The 24,406-nt window shown below is 74.6% G+C and carries 22 protein-coding genes; 10 read left to right on the forward strand and 12 right to left on the reverse strand.

Annotation, left to right across the window (positions count from 1 at the left end; translation table 11 throughout):
• Nucleotides 1-1,275 carry a glycosyltransferase family 2 protein gene (locus ACRB68_RS10365; protein ID WP_328594004.1) on the reverse strand — a complete coding sequence of 425 codons (1,275 nt, stop codon included), beginning with the start codon at nt 1,273-1,275 and terminating at the stop codon, nt 1-3.
• Between the two features lie 245 nt (nt 1,276-1,520).
• On the opposite strand from ACRB68_RS10365, the gene ACRB68_RS10370 reads away from it, so the two are divergent.
• Entirely contained in the window at nt 1,521-3,290 is a 1,770-nt protein-coding gene (locus ACRB68_RS10370) for a hypothetical protein (RefSeq protein WP_235958817.1), read from the forward strand.
• 3 nt (nt 3,291-3,293) lie between these two features.
• Here ACRB68_RS10370 and ACRB68_RS10375 read toward each other — a convergent pair whose 3' ends face one another.
• Both ACRB68_RS10375 and rsmI read right to left on the reverse strand, forming a co-directional pair.
• A complete protein-coding gene (locus ACRB68_RS10375) occupies nt 3,294-3,596 on the reverse strand; it encodes a hypothetical protein (RefSeq protein ID WP_153531867.1) in 303 nt (100 codons plus the stop codon).
• Between the two features lie 118 nt (nt 3,597-3,714).
• Nucleotides 3,715-4,584, reverse strand: coding sequence for a 16S rRNA (cytidine(1402)-2'-O)-methyltransferase (gene rsmI, locus ACRB68_RS10380; protein ID WP_328594005.1), 870 nt, complete (start codon nt 4,582-4,584; stop codon nt 3,715-3,717).
• A 78-nt stretch (nt 4,585-4,662) separates the two neighbouring features.
• Between rsmI and ACRB68_RS10385 the strand changes: the two genes are divergently transcribed.
• Complete coding sequence (locus tag ACRB68_RS10385; protein WP_153531868.1) at nt 4,663-6,276, forward strand: dolichyl-phosphate-mannose--protein mannosyltransferase; 1,614 nt, start codon at nt 4,663-4,665, stop codon at nt 6,274-6,276.
• A 39-nt stretch (nt 6,277-6,315) separates the two neighbouring features.
• On the opposite strand, the gene ACRB68_RS10390 is transcribed toward ACRB68_RS10385, so the two are convergent.
• The 3 genes from ACRB68_RS10390 to ACRB68_RS41985 are packed head-to-tail and all read right to left on the reverse strand — an operon-like array spanning nt 6,316 to nt 8,573.
• Nucleotides 6,316-6,939, reverse strand: a complete 624-nt coding sequence (locus ACRB68_RS10390; protein WP_207709623.1) for a DUF305 domain-containing protein — start codon at nt 6,937-6,939, stop codon at nt 6,316-6,318.
• 51 nt (nt 6,940-6,990) lie between these two features.
• Nucleotides 6,991-7,371, reverse strand: coding sequence for a DUF6153 family protein (locus ACRB68_RS10395; protein WP_153531869.1), 381 nt, complete (start codon nt 7,369-7,371; stop codon nt 6,991-6,993).
• Nucleotides 7,368-8,573 (reverse strand): MFS transporter, encoded by a 1,206-nt coding sequence (locus ACRB68_RS41985; RefSeq protein WP_153531870.1) that lies wholly within the window; start codon nt 8,571-8,573, stop codon nt 7,368-7,370. The genes ACRB68_RS10395 and ACRB68_RS41985 overlap by 4 nt, the downstream gene beginning before the upstream one ends.
• A gap of 126 nt (nt 8,574-8,699) precedes the next feature.
• On the opposite strand from ACRB68_RS41985, the gene ACRB68_RS10405 reads away from it, so the two are divergent.
• Nucleotides 8,700-9,695: a LacI family DNA-binding transcriptional regulator gene (locus tag ACRB68_RS10405; RefSeq protein ID WP_328594006.1), complete on the forward strand. Its 996-nt coding sequence runs from the start codon at nt 8,700-8,702 to the stop codon at nt 9,693-9,695.
• Between the two features lie 28 nt (nt 9,696-9,723).
• The gene (locus ACRB68_RS10410; protein WP_153531872.1) at nt 9,724-10,761 is read left to right on the forward strand and encodes a magnesium transporter CorA family protein; all 1,038 of its coding nucleotides are present in this window, start codon (nt 9,724-9,726) and stop codon (nt 10,759-10,761) included.
• On the opposite strand, the gene ACRB68_RS10415 is transcribed toward ACRB68_RS10410, so the two are convergent.
• Nucleotides 10,758-12,380 carry a penicillin-binding transpeptidase domain-containing protein gene (locus ACRB68_RS10415; protein WP_153531873.1) on the reverse strand — a complete coding sequence of 541 codons (1,623 nt, stop codon included), beginning with the start codon at nt 12,378-12,380 and terminating at the stop codon, nt 10,758-10,760. The two genes, ACRB68_RS10410 and ACRB68_RS10415, sit on opposite strands and share 4 nt — an antisense overlap.
• A gap of 110 nt (nt 12,381-12,490) precedes the next feature.
• On the opposite strand from ACRB68_RS10415, the gene ACRB68_RS10420 reads away from it, so the two are divergent.
• The 6 genes from ACRB68_RS10420 to ACRB68_RS10445 all read left to right on the forward strand — a co-directional run bounded on the left by ACRB68_RS10420 (nt 12,491) and on the right by ACRB68_RS10445 (nt 20,913).
• The gene (locus tag ACRB68_RS10420) at nt 12,491-13,438 is read left to right on the forward strand and encodes a LysR family transcriptional regulator (protein ID WP_153531874.1); all 948 of its coding nucleotides are present in this window, start codon (nt 12,491-12,493) and stop codon (nt 13,436-13,438) included.
• Nucleotides 13,435-14,304, forward strand: a complete 870-nt coding sequence (locus ACRB68_RS10425) for a serine hydrolase (protein ID WP_153531875.1) — start codon at nt 13,435-13,437, stop codon at nt 14,302-14,304. Before ACRB68_RS10420 ends, ACRB68_RS10425 begins: the two co-directional genes overlap by 4 nt.
• Before the next feature lie 93 nt (nt 14,305-14,397).
• Nucleotides 14,398-15,291, forward strand: a complete 894-nt coding sequence (locus tag ACRB68_RS10430; protein ID WP_153531876.1) for a hypothetical protein — start codon at nt 14,398-14,400, stop codon at nt 15,289-15,291.
• Nucleotides 15,292-15,464: 173 nt separating this feature from the next.
• Entirely contained in the window at nt 15,465-18,125 is a 2,661-nt protein-coding gene (locus ACRB68_RS10435) for an AAA family ATPase (protein ID WP_153531877.1), read from the forward strand.
• A gap of 54 nt (nt 18,126-18,179) precedes the next feature.
• Nucleotides 18,180-19,724, forward strand: a complete 1,545-nt coding sequence (locus ACRB68_RS10440; RefSeq protein ID WP_153531878.1) for a toprim domain-containing protein — start codon at nt 18,180-18,182, stop codon at nt 19,722-19,724.
• Nucleotides 19,725-19,764: 40 nt separating this feature from the next.
• Nucleotides 19,765-20,913, forward strand: a complete 1,149-nt coding sequence (locus ACRB68_RS10445) for a serpin family protein (RefSeq protein WP_153531879.1) — start codon at nt 19,765-19,767, stop codon at nt 20,911-20,913.
• A gap of 9 nt (nt 20,914-20,922) precedes the next feature.
• Here ACRB68_RS10445 and ACRB68_RS10450 read toward each other — a convergent pair whose 3' ends face one another.
• From ACRB68_RS10450 to ACRB68_RS10470, 5 genes are read right to left on the reverse strand one after another with little or no spacing between them, the layout of a single operon-like run.
• Entirely contained in the window at nt 20,923-21,438 is a 516-nt protein-coding gene (locus ACRB68_RS10450) for a hypothetical protein (RefSeq protein ID WP_153531880.1), read from the reverse strand.
• Complete coding sequence (locus ACRB68_RS10455; RefSeq protein WP_235958821.1) at nt 21,435-22,094, reverse strand: hypothetical protein; 660 nt, start codon at nt 22,092-22,094, stop codon at nt 21,435-21,437. The genes ACRB68_RS10450 and ACRB68_RS10455 overlap by 4 nt, the downstream gene beginning before the upstream one ends.
• A 13-nt stretch (nt 22,095-22,107) precedes the next feature.
• On the reverse strand, nt 22,108-22,656 hold the full coding sequence (locus tag ACRB68_RS10460) for a hypothetical protein (RefSeq protein WP_235958823.1): 549 nt from the start codon (nt 22,654-22,656) through the stop codon (nt 22,108-22,110).
• Entirely contained in the window at nt 22,653-23,153 is a 501-nt protein-coding gene (locus ACRB68_RS10465; RefSeq protein ID WP_153531881.1) for a hypothetical protein, read from the reverse strand. The genes ACRB68_RS10460 and ACRB68_RS10465 overlap by 4 nt, the downstream gene beginning before the upstream one ends.
• Nucleotides 23,150-24,391, reverse strand: coding sequence for an MCE family protein (locus tag ACRB68_RS10470; RefSeq protein WP_153531882.1), 1,242 nt, complete (start codon nt 24,389-24,391; stop codon nt 23,150-23,152). Before ACRB68_RS10470 ends, ACRB68_RS10465 begins: the two co-directional genes overlap by 4 nt.
• Between the last annotated feature and the right edge of the window lie 15 nt (nt 24,392-24,406).

Consider the following 24,406-nt stretch of genomic DNA (forward strand, 5'->3'; position numbering starts at 1 on the left):
TCAGCCGTCGATCTCGGCGGCCTCGTCCGCGGCGGCCCTGTCCCGCGCGGCCTTGTTCTCCGCGGCGACCTGCTCGGCGGCGGCGTCGACCACGCCGGCGGCCTCGTCGGCGGGGTCGCTCACCGGCGGGTGCTGGCGGCGGCGGATGCCGAGGATGCTGAGGAACAGCGACGCGAACGTGGCCTGCAGGCTCATCACCAGGGCGATCGCGGCGGGCACCACGATGCGCAGCGAGTGCCGCGGGTCCAGCTCGCCGAAGTTGTTGACGCGCCAGTGCATCAGCGAGGCGACCAGGCCGACCAGGCCGGCCACGGCCAGCAGGCCGCCGAGCACCAGGCCGCGCTCCAGGCTCCACCACTCGGTGATCTTCTTCACCCGGGGGTCGGGTGGCAGGAAGCCCTCGTGGGTGGCGTACACCTTGGTGAGCAGGGCGAAGATCACCGACTGGAAGCCGATGATCAGCGCGGCGCCCGCGCCGACGAGGGTGTCGACGTCGAAGGAGACGTCGGCCACGGTCACCGGGCCGAACGACAGCGCGATCCCGGCGGCCAGGCCGAGCGTCATAAAGACCAGGCCGGGGATCAGGAAGAGCCAGCGGGGGCTGTAGAGCATGAGGAAGCGCAGATGACGCCAGCCGTCGCGCCAGGTGTTCAGGTGCGGGGCGCGGGTGCGGCCGTCGGGCGACAGCGTGGTCGGCTGCTCGCGGATGTCGTACTTGGCCAGCGTGGCCTTGACGACCATCTCGCTGGCGAACTCCATGCCGCCGGTCTGCAGCCCGAGGCGCAGGATCGACTCCTTGTTGAAGGCGCGCAGCCCGCAGTGGAAGTCACCGATCTTGCTGCCGAAGAACAGCCGGCCGACGAAGCTGAGCACCGGGTTGCCCAGGTAGCGGTGCAGCGGCGGCATCGCGCCGGGGGCGATGCCGCCCTTGAAGCGGTTGCCCATCACCAGGTCGGCGCCGTCGCGCAGGTCCTGCACGAACGGCTCGAGGGTGGCGAAGTCGTACGAGTCGTCGGCGTCGCCCATCGCCACGTATGTGCCCCGGGCGGCCCGGATGCCGCCCATCAGGGCGTTGCCGTAGCCCTTCTCGGCGACCGGGACGACCCGGGCGCCGGCGTCGCGGGCGAGCTGCTGGCTGCCGTCGGTGCTGCCGTTGTCGGCGATGACCACCTCGCCGTCGATGCCGCTGTCCTCGAAGAACTTGACCGTCTTACGGACACAGGTCTCGACGGTTTCGGCTTCGTTCAGGCATGGCATCACTACGGAGAGTTCCACGCGATCTCCTTCGTTACCCCTGGTGACCGTCTGCGGTATTTTCCACTAATCTTGATGGTTCCCGCCGGACGGCCCGTCGTAGTTCATGATGCCTGCCGGGGACGGGTGGTGCGTGCCGCTCTCGATAAGAGCGCCCGTATCGTGTTGCGCAGTTGCAACCTGAATACCCTCTTCGCCGCGGCTGCGGGCGGCAGGCTAGGAACACAAGCATACGGGCACAACGGCCCGGGAAGGTTGGGTCGGCTGTGACGCTCACCGACGAGGGCGGCGCCACCAGGGTGGACACCTCGCAGCGCGGTAGGACCGGGCCCGGGGCCGGCGCACCGGTCAAGGGCATGATCCTCGACCGGGCCGTGCTGCGCCGGCGGGCGGGCGGGCCGTGGCGGGCCGCGCGGCGGCACCCGCTGTTCGCTGTGATCCTCGCCATAGCCGCGGCGCTGCGCGTGATCACGATGATCGGCTACACGCCGGCGATGTACTTCAACGACAGCTTCGACTACCTGCACGTGGCGATGCGGCCCTACCCGCACCCGCTGCGGCCGGACGGCTACTCCTTCCTGCTGCTGGCCCTCAAGCCGTTCCACAGCTTCGCCCTCGTCGCCGCCGTCCAGCACCTGATGGGGCTGGCCATGGGCGTGATGATCTACGCGCTGCTGCGCCGCCGGTTCCGGCTGCCGCGCTGGGGCGCCGCCCTGGCCACCGTGCCGGTGCTGCTGGACGCCTACCAGATCCAGCTGGAGCACCTGGTCCTGTCCGACACCCAGTTCACCTTCCTGGTGGTGACGGCCGTCACGCTGCTGCTGTGGCGGGACCGGCCGTCCTGGAAGATCGCCGCGGCGGTCGGCCTGATCATCGGGCTGTCCTGGCTGACCCGCTCGGTCGGCCTGCCGGTGCTGCTCGGGGTGCTGGTGTTCATGCTGGTCGCCCGGATGGGCTGGCGCACGCTCGCGGTCACCATGGCCGCCTGCGCGCTGCCGGTGCTCGGCTACATGAGCTGGTACAAGGCCGACAGCGGCAAGTTCACGATGACCGAGAGCAACGGCATCTTCCTGTTCGCGCGCACCTACAAGTTCGCCGACTGCCACAAGATCAAGATGAAGGAGGGCGTGCCGGTCGAGGAGATGTTCCTGTGCACCGAGCCGCAGAACCGGCTGCCCAACTCCCAGGACGGCATCTGGGCGAACGCCTCGCCGCTGAACCGCTACGTCGGCGAGCGGTTCTCGGCCGGCCAGAACAAGGTCGCCAACGACTTCGCCAAGCGCGCGATCAAGGCGCAGCCGCTCGACTACGGGCGGGTCGTCGCGCACGACTTCTTCCGCGTCTTCCAGTGGAAGCGCACCGTCTTCCCCGACCCGGCGACCTACCAGCTGTACGAGTTCCGCAAGCGCAGCAGCCCGCTGCCGAACTGGCGGATGGACAGCGACCACACCGCCGCCGACGAGGCCACCGCCTACGAGCGCGGCAACGCCCGCACCCGGGTCGTCGAGCCCTTCGCCGGGATCATGCGCGCCTACCAGGACTGGTTCTACCTGCGCGGCACCATGGTCGGCGTCCTCCTGCTGGCCGGGCTGGCCGGGCTGCTGGCGCTGTGGCGGCCCAGCCGGGCGATGCTGCGGCCCCGCACCTGGCTGCGGCCCGCGGGTGACGCCGAGCGGGGCCGGAGCGCGGCGTTCCTGCCCTGGTCGCTGGCGACCGGGCTGCTGCTCGCCCCGGCCGCGACGGCCGAGTTCGACTACCGGTACGTGCTGCCGGCCGTCCCGCTGGCGTGCATCGCCGCGGCCGTCGCCTTCTCGCCGCAGGTGCGGGCCCGCTTCGCCGGGCTGCGCCCGGGCCGCGCGGCCGCCACCGCCGTGCCGTCCACCACTGCGCCGTCCACCACCGGCCCGGTCGGCACGGTGTCGTCCGCCACCGGCCCGGTCGGCACTGGCTCTGTCACCACGGACGAGGTCCCCGCCGTCCCCGCCGACCTGGTCGAGGAGATCGAGCGGATCGGCAAGGACCGGCCGGTCCGGTAGCCGCTACCAGGCGTGCAGCCGGCGGAGCCGGAACACCACGTCCAGCCCGCTGTCGGCGGCGGCCCGCTGCGCGCTCACCCGCTTGCGCCACGGCGCGGCGTAGGACTTGACGTTCTGCCCGCCGCAGGTGGGGCAGGTGTGGTCGCACCAGGGGGCCATGCAGCGGTGGCCCTCGTGCTCGTAGACCACCCCTTCGCCCCCGTGGCCGTCACTGGCGTGCCTGACGTCGAACTCCTCGTCCCAGGTCGTGTCGCAGTGCAGGCACTCGTAGACCCAGACCTCATGGCTCGACCATGCGTCCCGCACGATCCCCACCCCCTCGGGTGACGCCGAATCGCCTTCGTTTCCCATAGTGGACCCGGGTGTGGCGTCTGAGGGGATATTCCCCCAAAAGTTTGGCTGGAACGTTCCGGCCCGGAGGTGACTACTTCCTGGCGGCCACGACGGCGTCGTAGACCACGCGCTTGGGTACCCCGTTCTCCTTGGCGATCTCGCTGATCGCCTCCTTGCGCGGCACGCCCGCCTCCTCGCGGCCGGCGACGGCGGCGGCGAGGTCGGCGGGCTCGGTCAGCCCCGCGGGCTCGGGCGCGCCGCCCACCACCAGCGTGATCTCGCCGCGCACGCCCTGCTCCGCCCACGCGGCCAGCTCGCCGAGCGGCCCGCGCCGGATCTCCTCGTAGGTCTTGGTCAGCTCGCGGCAGACCGCGGCGGGACGGTCCGCGCCGAACGCCTCGCCCATCGCCGCCAGCGTCGCCGCCAGCCGGTGCGGCGCCTCGAAGAACACCATCGTGCGGGGCTCGGCGGCCAGGGCGGCCAGCCGCCGCGCCCGCTCCCCCGGCTTGCGCGGCGGGAAGCCCTCGAAGCAGAACCGGTCGGTCGGCAGCCCCGACGCCACCAGCGCCGTCGTCACCGCCGACGGGCCGGGCAGCACGCTCACCGGCACGCCCGCCGCGACCGCCGCGACGACCAGCCGGTAGCCGGGGTCGGACACCCCCGGCAGGCCCGCGTCGGTGACCACCAGCACGTCGCGGCCCGCCAGCAGGTCCGCCAGCAGCTCCTCGGCGCGCGCGCATTCGTTCTGGTCGAAGTAGGACACCACCCGCCCCGACGTCTCCACGCCGAGGTCGGCGGTGAGCCGGCGCAGCCGCCGGGTGTCCTCGGCCGCGATCACCGGTGCCGCCGCGAGCGCGGCGCGCAGCCGCGGCGAGGCGTCCTCCGGCCGCCCGATCGGCGCCGCGCCGAGCAGCAGCGTCCCCGTCGTCCCGGACTCGCGCACCTCTGTCGTCCCCGTCACTGCTCAATTGTTGCGCGAACCGGGCCCTCTCGGGCCACTGGTCCTGGCCGATGACGGATACGCCCCTACGATGGCGGAATGGCGACGACCGATTACGTCCCGGCAGAGGCGGCGGACGGGGAGGGACCGCCGGCGCGCCCGCTGCGCGACCGCCTCGCCCCGCCCGTCCCGGGCCGCGCCCTCTACGGCTGGCTCGGGCCGCTACTGGTGACCGCGCTCGCCGCGGTCCTGCGCTTCTACCGGCTGGGCGACCCCAAGTCGATCGTCTTCGACGAGACCTACTACGTCAAAGACGCGCTCGGGCTGCTGAAGTACGGCTGGGAGCACGACACGGTCAAGGACGCCGACAAGATCATCAACTCCGGCTCGCACGCCCCCATCTGGGCGCCCGACCCGGCGCCGTCGTTCGTCGTGCACCCGCCCGCCGGCAAGTGGATGATCGCGATCGGCGAGCAGCTCTTCGGCACGACGCCGTTCGGCTGGCGGTTCATGCCCGCGCTCCTCGGCACCCTGGCGGTGCTGATCCTGTGCCGGACGGCGCGCCGGATGACCGGCTCGACCCTGTTCGGCTGCGCCGCCGGGCTGCTGCTCGCGGTGGACGGCCTGGCCTTCGTGACCAGCCGCACCGCGATCCTGGACGTCTTCGTGATGTTCTGGGTGCTGGCCGGGTTCGCCTGCCTGGTCGCCGACCGCGACCGGTCGCGGCGACGGCTCGGCGACAAGATCGACCAGGGCGCCTCGTCCCCCTACGGGCCGTTCGTCCTGCACGGCTGGCGGATCGCCGCGGGCCTGTGCCTCGGCATGGCCGCCGCGACCAAGTGGACCGGCGTCTTCTACATCGCCGCCTTCGGGCTCATGGTCGTGCTGTGGGACTACGGGGCGCGCCGCGCCGCGGGGGTGCGGCGGCCCGCCGCCGGGACGCTGCTGCTGGAGGCCGGGCCGGCGTTCGTGCAGCTCGTCGTCGTCTCCCTGATCACCTACCTCGCCACCTGGTGGGGCTGGATCTTCAATCCGGGCGGCTGGGGCCGCGGCAAGGTCGCCGGCAACGTGCTGGCCCGCCCGTTCGAGGCCATGCCGGACCTGTGGAAGTACCACCGGCAGATCATGGACTTCCACACCGGGCTGCACTCCAAGCACCCCTACCAGTCGTGGCCGTGGGACTGGCCGTTCCTGCGCCGGCCGGTCGCGTTCTTCTACAGCGACGCCAAGGGCGCCTGCGGCGCCGCGCGCTGCTCCAAGGAGATCCTCGGCATCGGCACCCCCGCCCTGTGGTGGGGCGCGATCGTCGCCTTCGCCGCCGTCACGGTGCTGTGGCTGATGCTGCGCGACTGGCGCGCGGGCGCGATCCTGCTCGGCTTCGGCGCGGGCTGGCTGACCTGGTTCCCCTCGGCGTTCGAGGACCGGACGATGTTCCTGTTCTACGCCACCCCGCTGATCCCGTTCATGGCGCTGGCGATCGTGCTGGTGCTCGGCTACATCGTCGGCCCGGCGCCGCGGCCGGGCGTGGATCCCGAGACCGGGGAGCCCGTGCCGGCCAAGGCGGGCAAGCGCCGCGTCGTGGGCGCCGCGGTGGCGGGCGCGGTCGTCCTGCTCGTGGTGGCCAACTTCGCCTTCTTCTACCCGATCCTGACGGCCCAGACCCTCACCTACGACGACTGGCACACCCGCATCTGGCTCAAGAGCTGGATCTGAGCCAAGGGGGCGGGCCCGCGGCCCGCCCCCTTGCCCGGGCTACTTCTTCAGCAGGGCCCGCATCTGGGTGATCTCGTCTTCCTGGGCCTTGACGATCTCGGCGGCGAGGGCCTTGGCGGCCGGGTCGGCGCCCTTGGCCTGCTCCTCCTCGGCCATGGTGACCGCGCCCTCGTGGTGCTCGATCATCATGGTCAGGAACCGCTTGTCGAGGGCGGCGCCGCTCAGCCCGGCGAACTCCTTCAGCTGCGCCTCGGTCATCATGCCGGGCATCCCGCCGCCGCCGTGGTGCATGCCGGCCATGGGGTCGCCGCCCTCGGGCGGGACGGACGCGCCCCAGGCGCGCAGCCACCCGCTCATCTTCCCGATCTCGGGCGCCTGGGCCTTCTCGATCCGCGCGGCCAGCGCCTTCACCCGCGGGTCGGCGCCCTTGGCGAGGACGGTCTTGGACATCTGCACCGCCTGCCGGTGGTGCGGGATCATCATCTGGGCGAACATGACGTCCTGGTCGTTCCGCCGCGCCGCGCCGGGCGAGGCCGGGGCCGCGGACGACGGGGCCGTCGAGTGGCCGCCCGCGTGCCCGCCGGCGCTGCTCTTGTCGTCGCCGCCGCAGGCCGCCGCCCCGATGAGGGCCGCCGCGCCGATCACCAGCATCTGCTTCTTCACGTGTCTGTCTCCTGTCGGGTTGTGAGGACATGCCGGGATGAACCCGGCGGCTCACAGCCGCAGGACGCAGAGGGAGTAGCAGGTCGGCGGGCGGGCGCGCGGCGGGCCGCGCCGCCGCACCCGTCCCCAGGACGGGCCCGTCCGCAGCGGCGGCGGCGTGGCCGGGCGGCCGAGCGCGACGGCGAAGGCCAGCGCCATCGCCAGCAGCGCGAAGCAGATCGTCCCGGCGGCGCAGCCCGCCGTGTGCCCGGCCATGCCGCCCGGGGACGCGGTGACGGCGGCGCCGGCGGTGTGGTCCATCGTCTCGTGCGCGGCCATCAGGACGGGCTCGGTGACGTGCACCGGCGACGGCGAGGCCGTGAGCCCGTGCATCAGGAACAGGCCGGCGAGCAGCGCCAGCACGGCGCTCCGCGATACCCCCCGCCCGTTCACGCGTCCACTGTAGCGGGCACCTGCGGCACCGCGGGCGAGGGCCGCAGCAGGCGGGCGCCGAGCAGGCAGACCAGCAGGGCGAGCACGCCGCCCGCGCCCGCCCCGGCGAACGCGCCCGGCACCCCGGCCAGCTCCTGCCCGAAGCCCGAGACGAACGAGCCGAGCGAGCTGCCCGCCCCGACCGCCGCGACGACCCAGGCGAACGCCTCGGTGACCGTCCCGGCGGGCGCGAGCCGGTCGACCAGCGAGAAGCAGCAGGCCAGCACCGGCGCCAGCCAGACGCCGCTGAGGAACGCCAGCCCCATCATCACCGGCCCGGCGGGCGCCCAGACCAGCGGCAGGTAGCAGACGGCCAGCGCCGCCATCAGCCACGGCAGCCGCCGGTGCGGCTCGCCCGGCCAGGACCGGGCGCCGTAGACCAGGCCGCCGGCCAGCGCGCCCGCGGACATGGACGCCAGCAGCACCCCCGAGGCCGACCCGCTGTGCGCGCGCTCGGCGTAGGCGACCACCGCGACCGCGTACACGCCGAGCGCGATGCCGGCGAAGGCCAGCGACAGCAGCAGGACGCGCAGCCCCGGCGAGCGCAGCGGGCCCGCCCAGTCGGCGGCGCGGACCTCGCCGCGCCAGGAGCGCGAGGGGCCCGAGCAGGCGACGACGAGGGTCCCGGCGATGCCGAGGGCGCCGGTGAGCAGCAGCGCGGCCTCGGTGGAGAACGCGGCGGCGCCGACCACCAGCAGCGGGCCGGCGGTGAACAGGATCTCCTGCGCGGCGGCGTCCAGCGCGTAGGCGGCGTGCACCTCCTCGGGGCCGGGCAGCACCGACGTCCACAGGGCGCGCAGGCCGGCCTCCAGCGGCGGGGTGGCGAACCCGGCGAGCACGACGGCGGCGGCCGCGACCGCCGGCGGGTCCGCCCCGGCCGCCGCGAGCAGCGCGTACCCGGCGGCCGAGGCGACGGCGGCGGGCAGCAGCACGCGCGGCTGCCCGAACCGGTCCATGGCGCGGCCGAGCACCGGCTGCCCGACCGCCATGGCCAGCCCGTTGACGGCGGCGAGGGTGCCCGCGAGCGGGTAGCCGCCGCCCTCGGCGCGCACGTGCAGCACGATCGCCAGCATCGCCATGCCGTTCGGCAGCCGCCCGAGCAGGGTGCCCCCGAGCAGCCGGGCGGCATGCCGGACCCGGAGGAAGTCGACGTACGTCCGCATGCGGTCCCCGTCATCGTTTGTCGGACATCATTTAGTCATACGTATTACTAGACGCATCCCACATAACCACCGAAGTGCCCCCGGCGCTACCCTCGACTGCGTCACAGTCGTCGGGAGGAGGGGCCCGTGCCCGCTGCGAACCGGCCCACCAGCAGGGACGTGGCGCAGGAGGCCGGGGTCTCGCAGTCGACGGTGTCCCTGGTGCTCGGCGGGAAATGGGCCGGCCGGATCTCGCCCGGCACCGCCGCCGCCGTCCAGGAGGCGGCCGGGCGGCTCGGCTACCGGCCGAACCAGGCCGCGCGCAACCTGCGCCTCGGCACCACCCGCACCGTGCTGCTCATGGTGCCGACGCTGACCGCGCCGTTCTTCGGGGCCGTCTACGCCGGGGCGGCGCGGGTCGCCGCCGAGCACGGCTTCGGGATCGTGGTCTACCCCTGGCCCGAGAACGCCGGCCCGGCCGACAGCCCGTTCGCCGCGCCGGGCGAGGCGATCGACGGGATCCTGGCGTCCTCGATGCCGGTGCAGGTGCTGGCGCCCTTCCAGGGGACGCCGGTGGTGATGCTCGACAGCGACCCCGCCGGGCCCGTCCCGACCGTGGACTTCGCCGTCGCCGACGGGATGCGGGCGGTCGCGGCGCACCTCGGCGCGCTCGGCCACCGCCGGATCGGGCACGTGGCGGCGGCCATCGGCCAGTGGACGTTCCGCGAGCGCGGCGAGGCGCTCGCGGCGGCCGTGCGGGCGCTGCCCGGCGGCGCCTACGGGCGGCAGGAGGCCGCGCTGGACGTCGGCGCGGCCAAGGACGCGGCGCTGCGCCTGCTGGACGGCCCGCTGCGGCCGACCGCGCTGGTCTGCGACGACGACCTGATGGCGGCGGGCGCCTACAAGGCGGCGCGGGCGCGCGGCCTGCCGGTGCCGGGCGGGCTGTCGGTGACCGGGTTCGACGACCTACAGCTGGCGACGGCGCTGGAGCCCGAGCTCACCACGGTCCGGCTGCCCGCCGCCGACCTCGGCGCGCACGGCATGGCGGCGCTGCTGGAGCTGCTGGAGGGGCGCCGCCCCGTGCCGCGGTCGCTGCCCGGCGAGCTGGTGGTGCGCGGTTCCACCGCCGAACCCCCGGCATGACCTGCGGGGGCGGGGTATAAGGGAGCGCATGCCGCACCCTTCGCAGACCGACCCCGCCGCGCATCCGGACAACCGCATCGGCGCCGAGCCGCCGCGCACCCGCGCCTGGCAGGACGGCAAGGTGGTCGCCGAGGGCTTCCCGGTCGTCGAGCTCAGCGAGCACCTGCGGCGGGGCGAGGTCGTGTGGGTGGACGTGTGCGCGCCCGCCGAGCACGAGCTGCGCGTCCTCGCCGGCGAGCTGAACCTGGACCCGGTCGCCGTGGAGGACGCGGTGTCGCCGCGCGAGCGGGCCAAGCTGGACCGCTACCACGACTACTTCTTCCTCAACCTGTACGTGCCGCACGTGGACGACGGCGCGCTGTCCCTGCACGAGATCTCGGCGTTCGTCACCGAGCGGGCCGTGGTGACGATCCGCCAGGACCGCGCCCTCGGCATCGACGCGCTGATCGAGCGCTGGGACGACGGGCCCGAGCTGGACCGCCCGGAGCTGGCCGGCAACACCGTGGCCGTCCTGCTCTACGGGCTGCTGGACCTGGTGGTGGACCGCCAGCTCGACGCGGCCCAGGCGTTCGACGACGAGGCCGACGAGCTGGAGGGGCTGCTGTTCGACGAGAACGCCTCGCTGCGCGGGGTCCAGCAGCGCAGCTTCCGGTTCCGCAAGGACCTGGCGCGGCTGCGCCGGATCACGCTGCCGATGCGCGAGGTCCTCAACACCCTGCTCCGCCGCGACATGGGGTTCGTCCCGCAGGCGCTGATCCCCTACTACCAGGACGTCTACGACCACACGCTGCGGGCGTCGGAGTGGACCGACAGCCTGCGCGAGCTGATCACCAACGTGATGGACAGCCGGATCGCGATGCAGGGCAACCAGCTCAACGAGGTGATGAAGAAGGTCACCAGCTGGGCGGCGGTGATCGCGGTGCCGACCGCGGTGACCGGCTTCTACGGCCAGAACGTGCCCTATCCCGGCCACGACACGCACTGGGGCTTCCTGGTGAGCACCACGATCATCGCCCTGTGCAGCGTCGGCCTCTACGTCGCCTTCAAAAAGCGCAACTGGCTCTAATCGACCGCCTTGAGGAAGGCGGCGGCCAGGGGCGCGGCGGCCTCGGCGCCGGTGCCGCCGCCCTCCACGATCACCGCGAAGGCCAGGTCGCCCCGGTAGCCGACGAACCAGGCGTGGGTGGGCGGTTCGGCGCCGGAGCCGAACTCGGCGGTGCCGGTCTTGCCCGCCGTGCCGGGCGGGAAGGCGACGCCGCGCGCGGTGCCCTCGCTGACCACGGCGGGCATCAGGACGTGCAGGGCCCGCTTGACGGCCGGTTCCAGCGGCCGCGGCGGTTCGGGCTTGCGCCCGCCCGCGTCGGCGGCCTGCGGGGCGAGCGCGGTGTCGACGATGCGCGGTGAGTGCCAGGTGCCCGAGTCGGCGGCCGCGGCGACGCTCGCCATGTTGAGCGGGCTGGTCAGCACCTCGCCCTGCCCGAACGAGGCGGCGGCGAGCGCGGTGGCGTCCTTGGCCTGCGGGAACGCGGCGCGCACGGCGGGCAGCCCGCCGATGATCGGCGCGTTGAACCCGAACTGTCCGGCGACCTGCGCGAGCCGCTTCTCGCCGAGCCTGTCGACGGCCAGGCGGGCGAAGGTGGTGTTGCACGAGTGCGCGAACGCCTCGCGCAGCGGGATCGTGCCGAAGTCCTCGTTCTGGTGGTTCTTGAAGGTGCGGCCGCCGACGTTGGTGGTGGCCGGGCAGCCGACCGGGGTGGCGGCGTCCATGCCGCCGGCGACCAGCGCCGCCGCCGTGACGATCTTGAAGGTGGAGCCGGGCGGGTAGCGGCCCATCAGCGCGCGGTTGTAGCCGCCGGGCTTGTTGGCGACGGCGAGGACCTCGCCGGTGGACGAGCGCAGCGCCACCAGCGACGCGGGCTTGTCCACGCCCGCGAGCGCCTGCCCGGCGGCCTTCTGCGCCTTCGGGTCGATCGTGGTGCGCACCTGCTGCCCGGCCTTGCCGCCGAAGCGCTGCAGGGTCTTCACCACGCCGTCGTCCGCGCCGACGATCTGCACGGCGAGCGCGGGGGTGCCCGCGATGCGCCGCTCGTACTGGCCCTGGAGGCCGTCGACGCCGATCAGGTCGCCCTTGCGGTAGGGGGCGCCGAGCTTCTTGGCGGCCTCCTCGGAAGCGGGCCCGACGCTGCCGGCGAGCTGGCCGGCCGAGCCCGGCCCGTCGAGGGCGCCGCCGTCGGCGGCGACGACCCAGGCCCGGTCCGGCCAGGACCGCGACGCCCGCACCCGCTGCCCCTCCTTCAGGCCCGGGTAGAGCAGGTCGGGCTTCCAGACGGCCTTCCAGCCGCCGCCGGCCTTGGTGAACGAGAACGTGCCGAGGTAGGACCAGGGCCGGTCCCCCGCCAGCGTCAGGTGCGCCTCGTAGGCACCGCCCTCGTCGCGGAACGACGCGAGCCTGTACTCCTGCCGGACGACGCCGAGCTCGTCGCGCATCCGGCTCAGCCGGGCCTCGAAGTCGGCGGGCGCGCCCACCGTCATCGCGCGCATCGCGGCGTGGTCGCCGCGCCCCCACGCGGCCAGATAGCGCTCGGCGGTGCCGCGCGGGCCGTCGCCCGCCCGCAGGAACCACACCACCCCGGCCCCCGCCAGCACCGCGACCAGCGCACCGATGATCACTATGGTCCGTCGCATCGGATCCCCTCCCCCGTGGGCAACGTCCGACAGCACACCAGCCGACCAGCGAAAAGTCCAAGATTCATATCGGTCACGGATCGATATTTGAATCGATATGATCGCTGCTCATGAACCTGGTGGGGCATCTGAACTGCTTTGTGGCGGTCGCCGAGGAACTGCACTTCGGCCGCGCCGCGGAACGGCTCGGGATGGCCCAGCCCCCGCTCAGCCAGCGCATCCAGCGCCTGGAGAAGGAGCTCGGCGTGCGGCTGTTCGAGCGGACCAGCCGCCACGTCCGGCTGACCGGCGCCGGGCGGCTGCTCCTGGACGAGGCACGTGACATCCTCACCCGGGTGGAGCGCATGTACACGGTCGCGGACCGGTCCCGCTTCGGCGAGCGCGGCGCGCTGCGCGCCGGGCTGCCCGCCGACCTCGGCGGCGGCGTCGTCGCCGCGCTGATCGCCGCGTTCCGCGAGCGCCGCCCCGACCTGCGCCTGGACCTGCGCGAGATCTCCACCGCCGCGCAGGTGCGGGCCCTCGCCGAGGGCGCCCTGGACGTCGGCGTCGTCCGGCACCCCTGCGACACCCGCGGCCTCGCCCTCGGCCCGCTGCTCGGCCAGCGCGTCGGCGCGCTGCTGCCCGCCGGCACCGCGGGCGCCGAGGTGCACCTGGCCGACCTGCGCGGCCGCGACCTGGTGGTGTTCCCGCGCGAGGAGGCGCCCGGCGCCTACGACGAGCTGCTGGTCGCCTGCCGCCGGCACGGCTACGACCCGCCCGCGGTGCACGAGGCCCGGCACCCGCAGTTCGCGCTCGGCCTGGTGCTGGCCGGCACCGCCGTCGCGCTCGTGCCCCGCCCGCCGGACGCGCCCGGCGTCACCTGGCGGCCGCTCGCCGGCGACCCGGTCGTGTGGCGGACCTCGTGCGCCTGGCGCGACGGGCCCGGCGCCGACGCCGAGGCCGTCGCCGCCTTCACCGCCGCCGCGACCGGCGTGCTGCGCCGCGAGGCCCCGATGTCCCCGCTGGAACCGGCGCCGCGCCGCGTCGTCACCCGCCCGGCCTCGGGGTTCCTGGCATGACCGGGATCGAGGAGGTGTTCCGCGCCGCCGGCGTCACCGGCCACCTGCACGCCGCCGACATCGACACCGGCCGCGAGCTCGGCGTCGGCTCCGACGAGCCGGTGGTGCTCGCCTCGGTGTTCAAGGTGGCGCTGCTGGTCGCGTTCTTCCGCGAGGCCGCGGCCGGCGGCCTGGACCCGGCCGAGCAGGTCGTGCTGCGCGCCGCCGACCGCGCGCCCGGCCCGACCGGCACCGCGATCCTGCTGGACGACGTGCGGATGTCGCTGCGCGACCTGGCCGCCCTGATGATCACGGTGAGCGACAACGCCGCCGCCGACGTGCTGTACCAGCGCGTCGGCCGCGGCACCGTCAACGCCACCCTGCGCCTGCTCGGCCTGACCCGCACCCACCTGGCCGGCGGCATCCGCGACATGCAGGACTCGCTGCTGGCCGAGGGCGCCGTCGACAGCCTCGGCGAGCTGATGGCCCGGCTGGACGAGCCGGGCCTGATGCAGCGCCTCAGCGCGCTGGACCCGGCCCGCACCACCCGCGGCACGCCCCGCGAGACGGCCGCGCTGCTCGCCATGATCTGGCGCGACGAGGCCGCGCCGCCCGCCGAGTGCGCGCAGATGCGCCGGATGCTCGGGCTGCAGGTGTGGCCGCACCGGTTGTCGTCGGGGTTCCCCTACGACGACATCGTGGTGAGCGGCAAGACCGGGACGATGGCGACGATCCGCAACGAGGCGGGCGTGGTGGAGTACCCCGACGGGGGCCGCTACGCGGTGGCGGTGTTCACCCGGTCGCTGCTGCCGGTCGCCGTCCTGCCGCAGGCCGACGCCGCCATCGGCACGGCGGCCCGGCTGGCGATCGAGGCGCTGCGCCGCTGACGGCCGTCAGGCGCCGTTCGGCGAGCCGCGCCACGGCGTCCGTCATGATCGCTCCGTCCGGGTCCGCGGGACCCCGCCTTATGATCATCTGCGATGAACGCTCCCCTGGACGACCCGTTTCCGCAGGCCCCCGCCCCCGCCGCGCGCCCCCGCCGGGCCGGCCTGGTCGTCGCCGCCTGCGCCGCGGTGATCGCGGTCCTCATCGGCGCGCTCTACGTGGTCTCCCGGCAGGACCAGGGCCCGTCCGGGCCGGTCACCGTCGGGAACTGCGTGGACGTCCGGTCCGGCCCCGGCCCGGCCGACAAGATCTTCGCGGCGCAGCGGGTGGCGTGCGCGTCCGGCAAGGCGGCCGTGACGAAGGTGCTGAGCAGCGGCAAGCGGACGGCCTTCCCGGCGTACGGCGCCCGGTCCGCACCGGACTGCCCGCCCGGGACCGACGGCCTCGCCCGCGTGACCGGCACCGGCAAGGACGAGCGGTACTGGGAGGTGTGCATCCGCAACACCGCCGCCCCGCACCCCGGCGACCCCGGCGCGGGCGGCGGCCTGCTCGACGCCGGCGACTGCGTCGCCGACTTCATGCTGGCCGGCGAGAAGGCGTGCGGCGACGACGGCTGGTACGGCAAGGTCATCGCGCGCGTCGACACCGTCGCCGCGTGCCCGGCCCGCAAGACGCTGGAGATCGCCCGGCTGCAGTCGTTCGGCGGCGGCGCGCCGGCCCGCCCGGTCCTCTGCTACGGCCCGGGCGGCAAGGTCCTCGCCCCCGGCGACTGCATCGCCGACCCGACCTACGCGATCAACGGCATCGGCAAGCGGCCCTGCGCGTCCAAGGAGGCCGTGGCCAGGATCACCGCGCGGGTCCGCACCCGGAAGGAGTGCCCGGCCGGGTCGAACCGGTACCTGAAGTCCAAGGACGACGGCGCCTACCTGCCCGTCACCTGCCTGAAGCGGCTGCGCCCCACGCTGAACGACCGGCTGCGCTCCCGGTGACGGAACCGATACCGGGCGGCCGGGCCGCTCCGGCAGGCCTTGCCCGGCGAGATGGCCGGAACCGTCGTGCTGGACAACCGAGTTCGGCCGGTTCGCAACGGATGACACGTAAGGCAGGTCCTGAGAGTACATAGTCTGTTACCCAAGCTTTGTTCACTCTTGGGGAGAATGCTTTGCGGCTGCCGGAGCATCTGGAGCTACTGCTCACCGACGAGCCGGTCCTCGACGTCTACGCGTACGGGCCGTGGCGCGTCCCGGACGGCCTGTTCGAGGAGATCTCCGGCCGGATCGACGCCCTGGCGGCCGATCCGCGCTGCGCCGAGCTGACCACCGACGAGCACAAGCTGCTGACGCTGCCCGCCTCGCTGGTGCTGGCCGAGCTGTTCGGCATGCTGGCGTTCCTGCCCGGCGGCGGCGCGATCAAGGGCGGCTCCTGGTCGCAGCTGCCCGAGCGGCTGCTGCGCCGGCACCTGGTGAACCAGTCGCAGCTGAGCTCGCGGATGACGCGCTGGGACGCGCCCGGCGGCCGGTGGCGGCCCCCCGTCGACTGGCTGGTCGAGGCCCCCGACCGGGAGCTGGCGATCTCCCTGGCCCGCGACTGCCTGGGCGTGCTGGAGGGCATCGAGCCGCTGGACGAGCGCCGCCGCGCGCTGATCCGCCTCTACGACGACCCGCCGCCCGGCGACATGAACGTGCCGAAGGCCGAGCTGCGCGAGCGGTGGAACGCCCACGCCGACGAGAAGGTGCTGGCCGCCGTCCCCGAGCTGCTCGGCCCGGTCGGCTACCTGGAGTGGGTGTGCGGCGGGCTGATCGCCGCGTTCGAGCACCTGAACGCCGTCGCGCCCGTCGAGGAGACGCTGGAGACCCACCTGGTGCGGCTGCTGCTGCAGGGCAGCATGGAGCACGTCCCGGCGGAGCTGGCGGTCGCGCTCGGCGAGGACCGCTACCGCGAGGTGCAGCAGCGCTTCCCCGTCGACAAGCGCGGCTTCAAGCCCGGCCCGTGGCAGGAGCGGACGCAGGCGTGGCTGCTGCGCGCCCTGGTCGCCGGCGCCGCCGACGGCTGCCGCGCCTGGCTGGACATGGCGATGCGGTTCGTCGCGACCGTGCAGGGCCTGCCCGGCGACCCGTGGTTCCCGCGCTCGGAGTGGATCCCGGTCGGCCAGTTCCAGACCGACCTGCGCCGCATGTACGGGCCGCGCCGCAAGGTGGTCAACCCGCTGGCGACGACGCTGCGGCACGAGCCGGGCGAGACGGTCGCCGCGCCCGCGGCGGGCCCGGCGGTGGAGACCGCGCTGGTCGGCCAGCCCGAGGTCGTCGCGGCCCTCACCGAGCTGAGCCGCGGCGACGGCCCGGTCCGGCTGCTGCTGACCGGCCCCGACGGCACCGGCAAGCGCGACGCCGCGCAGGACCTGGCCAAGGCGCTGTCGCTCGGCCGCGACCCGCTCTGGGTGACCGGCAACCTGTTCGTCGGGCAGCGGCTGCCCGACGCCGTCGCCAAGCTGCACGCCGACGTGCGCGACTGCGCCGGCGACCGGCTGCTGATCATCGAGGGGCTGGACGGGATCGTCGCCGACCCCGGCAACGGCGAGGCCCTCGCCGACGAGCTGCACCGGCTGCTCGCCGTCCACTCCGACCTGCACCTGGTGGCGCTCTGCGACACCGGCGGCGACGACCGCATCCGCGCCGTCAACCCGGTGCTGCCGCAGCGGTTCCGCGTCGTGCGGACCCGGCCGTTCACCGCGTCGGGGCACGCCGAGCTGTTCCGCCGCGCGGTGCGCGCGCGCGGAGCGCGCACCACCTCCCATGCGGCGGTGGCGGCGGGCGAGCTGCTGGCGGCGACCCCGCCCGTGCAGACGCTGCGCAACGCGCGCCTCGCCCCGCACCTGGCGGACATCGTCGTGCAGGCCGCGCGAGCGCGCGCGCTGGACGGCGCCGAACCCGTCGTCCGCAAGCAGGACATCCCCGCCGTGCTGGACGTCGGCCAGGCCGACGGCGACCCGATGACCGAGCTGGCCGGCCTCACCGGCCTGGCGAACGTCAAGGAGGAGATCGCGCTGCTGGTCGCGGGCACGCAGGCCGCGCGGCTGCGCGCCGAGGCCGGGCTGAAGGTCACCGTGCCGACCCGGCACCTGGTCTTCACCGGCAACCCCGGCACCGGCAAGACGATGGTGGCGCGGCTGCTCGGCCGCATCTACAAGCGGCTCGGCGTGCTGTCGTCGGGGCACCTGGTCGAGGCGTCGCGCGCGCACATGGTCGGCGAGTACGTCGGGCAGACCGCGCCGCGCACCCGCCGCCTGGTCGAGCGGGCGATCGGCGGCGTGCTGTTCGTCGACGAGGCGTACACGCTCAGCCAGTCGTCCTACAAGGGCGACTACGGGTTCGAGGCGATCGCCGAGCTGGTCAAGCTGATGGAGGACCACCGCGACGACCTGGTGGTGATCGTCGCCGGGTACGAGCGGGAGATGGCCGAGTTCCTGGCCGCCAACCCCGGCCTGGACTCGCGGTTCCCCAAGCAGCTGCACTTCGCCGACTACAGCGACGACGAGCTGGTCGCGGTGTTCGCCCAGCTCGCCGCGGACGACGGGTTCACGCTCGCACCGGGCCTGGAGGGGATGCTGCGGGCGATGCTGCGGCGCGTCCCGCGCGGCCCGACGTTCGGCAACGGGCGGCTCATGCGCAACCTGCTGGACCTGGCCGTCGCCCGGCAGTCCGAGCGGATCGCGGCGGAGGGCCGCACCGCGCCGCCGTCCCGCGACGAGCTGGTCACGCTGCGCCCCGCCGACCTGCCGCCGGTCCTGGACCGGCCGGAAGAGCTCCTCGGGCTCTACCTCTAGGCGAAAACGGGTATGACTCCCTCGGCTTCCCCGCCGACCGGTGCGGAGGCCGGCATGCCCGAGGACGTCGTCGTGCTGCGCGACCTGGCGGACCACCAGGCCGCCCGGCTGCGCGACGGCACGCTGCCCTGGACGTGGTGGCTGGAGCACGCCGCCCGGCACGGCCGGTACGGCTTCACCGGCACGCTGCTGATCGCCGCGCAGTGGCGGGCCGCGACCGACGTGCGGTCCTACGAGGAGTGGCAGGCCGCCGGCCGGCAGGTCCGCAAGGGCGAGACCGGCATCCGCGTCCTGACCCGCTCGGGCGGGGCGCGCGCCGTCTTCGACGTGGCGCAGACCACCGGGCTGCCTCTCCCGGACACCGGGCTCACCGCGCGGCAGGCGTGGGAGCGGCTCGCCGCCGAGGCGGCCCGGCGCGGCCTGCCCGTCCGCGCCGACGACGACGCCGCCGCCCTCGCGCACCGGCTCGCCCACGAGCTGGCGGGCGGCCACCTGGTGGCCCGGTCGGTCGCGTTCGTGGTGCTGGCCCGGCTCGGCCAGGCCCCGCCGCCGCCCGCGTTCCCCTCCCCCGCGACCTGGGCCGACGCCCGGCTCGGCGACCGCGTGCTGCGCCTCGCCCGGATCCTGCACGCGCGCGTCACCGACCCGTCCGGCGACCTGATGTCGGCGGCGCACCGCTTCTTCCGCGCCCGGCTGCGCGACGACTGGGTGCCCGGCTACCTGGCCGAACGCGGCTTCGGGCGGAGCGTGCAGCGGCTCTGGCAGATCGGCTACGCCCCGCCCGGCCCGCGCGCGCTACTGGACCACCTGCGCGGCCTCGGCCACACCGACGCGGCGGTCATCGAGGCGGGCCTGGCCCGGCCGTCCGGTCTGGACACCTTCCGCGACCGCGCCATGTTCGCGCTGCGCGCCCCCGACGGGATGATCGCCGGTTTCATCGGCCGCCGCCGCGACGACGGCCCCGGCCCGAAATACCTGAACGGCCCGAACACCTCCCTGTTCCGCAAGGGCGAACTGCTCTACGGGCTGCCCGAGGCCGCCCCGCGGCTCGCGCAGGGCGCGCGGCCGGTGCTGGTGGAGGGGCCGCTGGACGCCATCGCGATCAACCTGGCCGCCGCGCGCGACCACGCCGCCGTCGCGACCTGCGGCGTCTCGCTCACCCCGGCGCAGCTGGCCGCCCTCGCCCGCGCCGCCGACCTGCCCCGGACCGGGCTGCTGGTCGCGCTCGACGGCGACACCGCCGGCCGGTCCGGCGCGGTCCGCGCCTGGCGGACCCTGGCGGCCGTCCCGGGGCCGGTGGACGCGGTCGTGTTCCCCGGCGGCCACGACCCCGCCGACGTCCTGCACGCCGGCGGCCGGCCGGCGGTGCGCCGGGCGCTGCGTGCGCCGTCCCGCCTGCTGGACCTGGTCGTGGACGACACCGCCGGCGACCCCGGCCCCGGCAACGAGCAGCGCCTGGCCGCCCTGCGCGCAGCGGCAGCCGTACTCGCCACCGCACCGCCGGCCGAGGTCCCCCGCCAGATCGCCCGCCTCGCGGCCCGCCTGGAGGTCTCCGCGGAGCTGGCGACCGAGGCCCTGATCGCCGCCGTCAGCCCCTAAACCGGTGGACGCGCCCGGCGCCCGCTGCCAAGATCGCGCAATGCTCGCCAACGACCTGACCGCCCGATGGGCCGCCGCCTGCGACGACAGCGCCTCGTTCGCCCTGTCCGGCGCGGGCGTGTGGCCGCTGCTGGCCCTGCTGGCCGCGGGCGCGGACGGCCCCGGCCGCGCCGAGCTGGAGAAGGCCGCCGGTGTGGACGCCCGCGAGGCCGCCGAGGCGGCCCGCTCGACGCAGGCGGTCCTGCGGGGCTCCTCGGCCGTCCGAGCGGCGCTCGGCCTGTGGACGCACCGGGACCTGCCCCTGGAACCGGTCTGGCTCGCGTCCCTGCCGCGCGGCACGCACGGCGAGCTCACCGGCGACCGCGCGCCGCTGGACGCCTGGGCCGCCGAGCAGACCGGCGGGCTGATCCGCCGGATGCCCGTCGAGGTGGACGAGGACACCCGGCTCGTCCTCGCCGGCGCCCTGACGATCCGCACCGAGTGGCACCGGCCGTTCCACGACACCAATGACAGCGCCTGTAGCGGGCCGTGGAGCGGACGCGACTTCGCCGCCCTGGTCCGCGACACCCGGATCACCGAGCGGGTGCGGGTCGCCGAGACCCCGCACGGGCCGCTGACGCTGCTGCGCGTCATGGGCACCGGCGGCATCGACGTGTACGTCCTGCTCGGCACGCCCGAGACGCGGGCGGGCGACGTCCTCACCACCGGCATCGACGCGCTGGCCGGGCGGCACCCGATCCGCGCCGTCCACGACGGGGCGCCGGGCGTCCTGGTCGAGCGCGTGCGCAGCTACAAACCCGAGGACAGGCTGCGTGTCTGCGTGCCGCGCTTCAGCATCCGCTCCGAGCACGACCTGATGGAAACGCCGGAGCTGTTCGGGCTGGCCACCGTGTCGGACATGTCCCGCGGCCACTTCCCCGGGATCAGCTCCTCGCCGCTGGCCGTCCAGCAGGCCGCGCAGGACGTCGTCGCGACCTTCCAGGCGCGCGGCTTCGAGGCCGCCGTCATCACCTTGGTGGGGGTCGCGGCGGGCGGAGCCGGCGGCTGGTCACCGCCGCCGCCCTACCGGGTCACCCACGTCGAGTTCACCGTCGACCGGCCGTTCGGCTTCCTGACGCTGGACCGCCGCAGCGGCCTCGCCCTCACCGCCGGCTGGGTCGCCGAGCCCGAGGACGCCGCCTGGGATTGACCCGGGCGGTCAGCCGCTGAAGGTGTCCAGTGCGGTGATCCGCCAGTGGCCGGCGCGGCGCTGCGCGTCCACGGCGAGCATCGCCGCCGAGGAGGCGCTCTTGCCGTCGGAGGCGCTGGTGTTGCGCTGGTCGGCGAAGACCAGCAGCCGCGCCCGGTCGCCGCGCAGCGACTGGACGGCGCTCTCGGTGACGGCCGTGGTCAGCACCAGCTTCTGCGCCGGCCCCTCCTGGCGGACCTTGGCGAACAGCGCGTCGTACTGCTGCACGGCCTTGCCGGTGAACGCCGCCTTGGCCGCGTTCTGCGACTTGGCCGGGTCGGTGTAGCTGTAGGAGAACGCGGCGTTGACCGCCTCGGTGACCGCGCCCTTCACCTCGCTGGTGCGGGCGTTGTCGGTCAGCGCCACGTTCCGCACCGTCGCGCCGCCGCGCAGGTCGGCCTCCTGCCGCTGGGCGTAGAAGGCGAAGCCGCCGAGCAGCACCGTCGCCGCGCCCAGCCCGGCCACCATCCGGTTCGCCGCGATCACGATCCTCCTCCTATCGGCGCCTGGCCGAGCGCGCTGACCTTCCACCCGGCGGGCGTCCGCGCCAGCCGCGCCACCAGCCGGCTCTGCTTGCTGCTCGGCGCGCCCTGCGGCGGCGTCACCGTGATCTGCACGGCCACGATCACCGAGGCGCGGCCGCCCCGCTCGTCCAGCTCGGTGACGGCGCCCTCCAGCACCTTCGCGCTGGTCACCGTCTGCGCCTTGCGCACGTCGGCCTCGAACGCCGCCGCGCCCTGGACGAGCTGGTCGTGCAGGTCCCCGGTCGAGGAGTCCTGCCAGGTCTTCAGCCCGGCGGCGACGTTGCGGTGGTCGAGCGTGCTGAGGTTCTGCACGCCCTGCTCGGCGCTCTGCAGGACCTGCTCGCGCACCTTGGAGTAGCGCAGCGAGTCGTCGTGCGCCGCCGCGTACCAGCCCCACCCGAACCAGGCGGCGCAGGCCGCCGCCACGCCCGTCACCGCGAGCGCGGTGGTCCGCAGGAGGTCGCGTTTCGGCGGCTCGGGCTCGGGCCGGCGCTGCGCCTTCTTCGCCGGCTCCGGCTTCTTCGCCGCGGGCTTCTCGGCCTGCTCCGCCTTCTCGGGCTTCGCGGGCTTCTTCTCGAGGTCGACCTTCTCGGCGTCGTCCACCTTGGTGTCGCCCACGGCGACCGCCTTTCTAGCTGGACTTGATGTCGGTGATGAGCCAGCGCCCGCCCCGCCGCGCGGCCGTCACCGTGAGCTGCGCGGCGGCGGTGGTGGCCTTCTTGCCCTTGCGGGTGGAGGTCTGGTCGAGGAAGACCAGGAGGCGGGCGGTGCCGCCGGTCAGCGAGGTGACGCCGGTCCGCACCACGCGGCTGGTGAGCGTCACCCGCTGCGCGGGCGCCTGCTGCCGCACCCCGTCGAACAGCTGCCGGTACTGCTTGGCGGCGGCGCCGGTGAGCACCTCGTTGGCCGCGCGCTCGGTCCCGGCGATGTCGTCGGGGGTGTAGGAGAAGATGCGGCTGAGCGCGGTGCCGACGTCCCCGGCGACCTTGGTGGTCGCCTCGGTGTCGACCAGCGCCCGGTTCGCCGGGGCCTTCTCGCCGCCGCCGGGCCCGCCGGCCGCGACCAGCAGGCCCGCGCCGGCGAGGGCGAGGACGAGCGCGAGCACCAGCGGCAGGACGGGCCAGGAAGGGCGCCGGGCCCGGTGGGACCGGGTGGTGACGGCCTCGTCGGTGAGCGTCATGCGCGGCCTCCCGAGGGGATCAGGGAGAGGGACTTCAGCCGCCACCCGTCCGGGGTGCGGGTGAGGCCCGCCTCGTAGCGCTTGCGCTGCAGCATCGGATCGCCGGCCGGCGGGGTCAGCCTGATCTGCACCGAGGCGATGATGCGGGCGTCGCCGGCCTTGGCGTCCAGGACGGTGACGGCCGCGTCCAGCACGGTCCCGGCCGCACCGGTCCGCGCCTGCTGGATCTTCTTGCGGCTGGTCGGCAGGTCGCGCCGCAGCTGCTCGTTCAGCTCGCCGGTCGAGGCGTTCAGCCAGGCCTGCAGCCCGGTCTCCATGTGGCCGGGGTCCATGCTGTTGAGCGCCGCGATCTGCGCCTTGCCGGCCTTGAGGACCTGGTCGCGGTCCCGGCCCGGCGCGGCCGCCGCGCCGGCGTCGCCGGACTGCCAGAACGTCCACGCCGACCAGCCGGCGAACACGGCCGCGACCAGCACCAGGGCCCATGCCGCCCGCCTCACCGCGCGCCGCCCTTCAGCCCGAGCAGGTCGGTGGCGACCGGCGGCAGGCCCGGCAGGCCGAGCGCGCCCGGCAGGACGCCGTTCCCCTGGGCGTTCACCGAGCCGGGCCGCGCCGGCGGCCGCAGCGTGCCGCCCTTCGGCGCGTTCGCCGCGCCGCGCACGTTGACGCCGCTGGAGGCGGGCAGCGCGCACCTCGCCGCGGTGTTCAGCACCCCGCCGGGCGAGGTGTCGGTGCCGTTGCGGTAGGGCGTGCCGCCGTAGCCGGTGGTGCACGGCAGCGGGTTGAAGAAGGTGTTGACCATCCCGAACTGCAGCCGGCCGTTCTGGATCATCGAGGTCGCGGCGGACACGGCCGCGGGCACCTTGGCCAGCAGCTCCTCCAGGCCGCCCGTCCGCGTCGCCAGCACGTCCGACGTCGTGGTCAGGTTGGCCAGCAGCACGCTGAGGCTGGGGTCCAGGTCGCGCAGCAGCCCGGCGATCTGCGCCGACGCGCCCGGCCCGGCCGCGACCAGGCGGCGCAGGTCGGGGTCGGAGGTGCGCAGCTGGCCCGACAGCAGCCGGGCGTTGCGGCCGAACGCCTTCAGCGCGTCGGCCTCCTCGTTCTGCGTGCGCAGCACCGTCTGCCCGTCCTGCAGCAGGGTGGTGGTCGGCTCGATGTGCTCGTTGGCGAGGCGGGTGAAGCTGCGGCTGCTGTCCAGCAGCACCTGCAGGTCGGGGCCCTGCCCGGCGAACGCGGTGCCGAACTCGTCCACCAGGGTGCGCAGCGAGTCCAGCGGCACCGACGCCGCCAGCGCGTCGACGCTGGTCAGCATGTCGGTCACCGGCGCCGGGATGGTGGTCGCCGACCGCGCGATGGTGGCGTTCTCGGCCAGGTAGGGGCCGCCGTCGCGGGCCGGCCGCAGGTCCAGGAACTGCTCGCCGACCGCGGACCGGTTGGCGACCACGGCCTGGCTGGACGCGGGGATCTTCGGCGACCCGTACTTGATGTGCAGGTCGGCCACGACGCCGTCGCCGGTGATGTGCAGCGGCCCGACCCGCCCGATCGAGGTGCCCCGGTAGGTCACGTCGGCGTTGGTGGCCAGGCCGCCCGCCTGCGGGAGGTCGACCTTCAGTACGTAGTACCCGCGCAGCCCGACCAGCCGGCCGAGGTTGGCGTAGTGCAGCCCGATGTACCCCACGGCGAACGTGCCGATGATCAGGAACGCGATCACCTTGATCCGGGTCGCGACGGTCACCATCGGCGCCCACCTCCT

Source organism: Actinomadura macrotermitis, from assembly GCF_009604375.1.
In the GTDB taxonomy this organism is placed as follows: domain Bacteria; phylum Actinomycetota; class Actinomycetes; order Streptosporangiales; family Streptosporangiaceae; genus Spirillospora; species Spirillospora macrotermitis.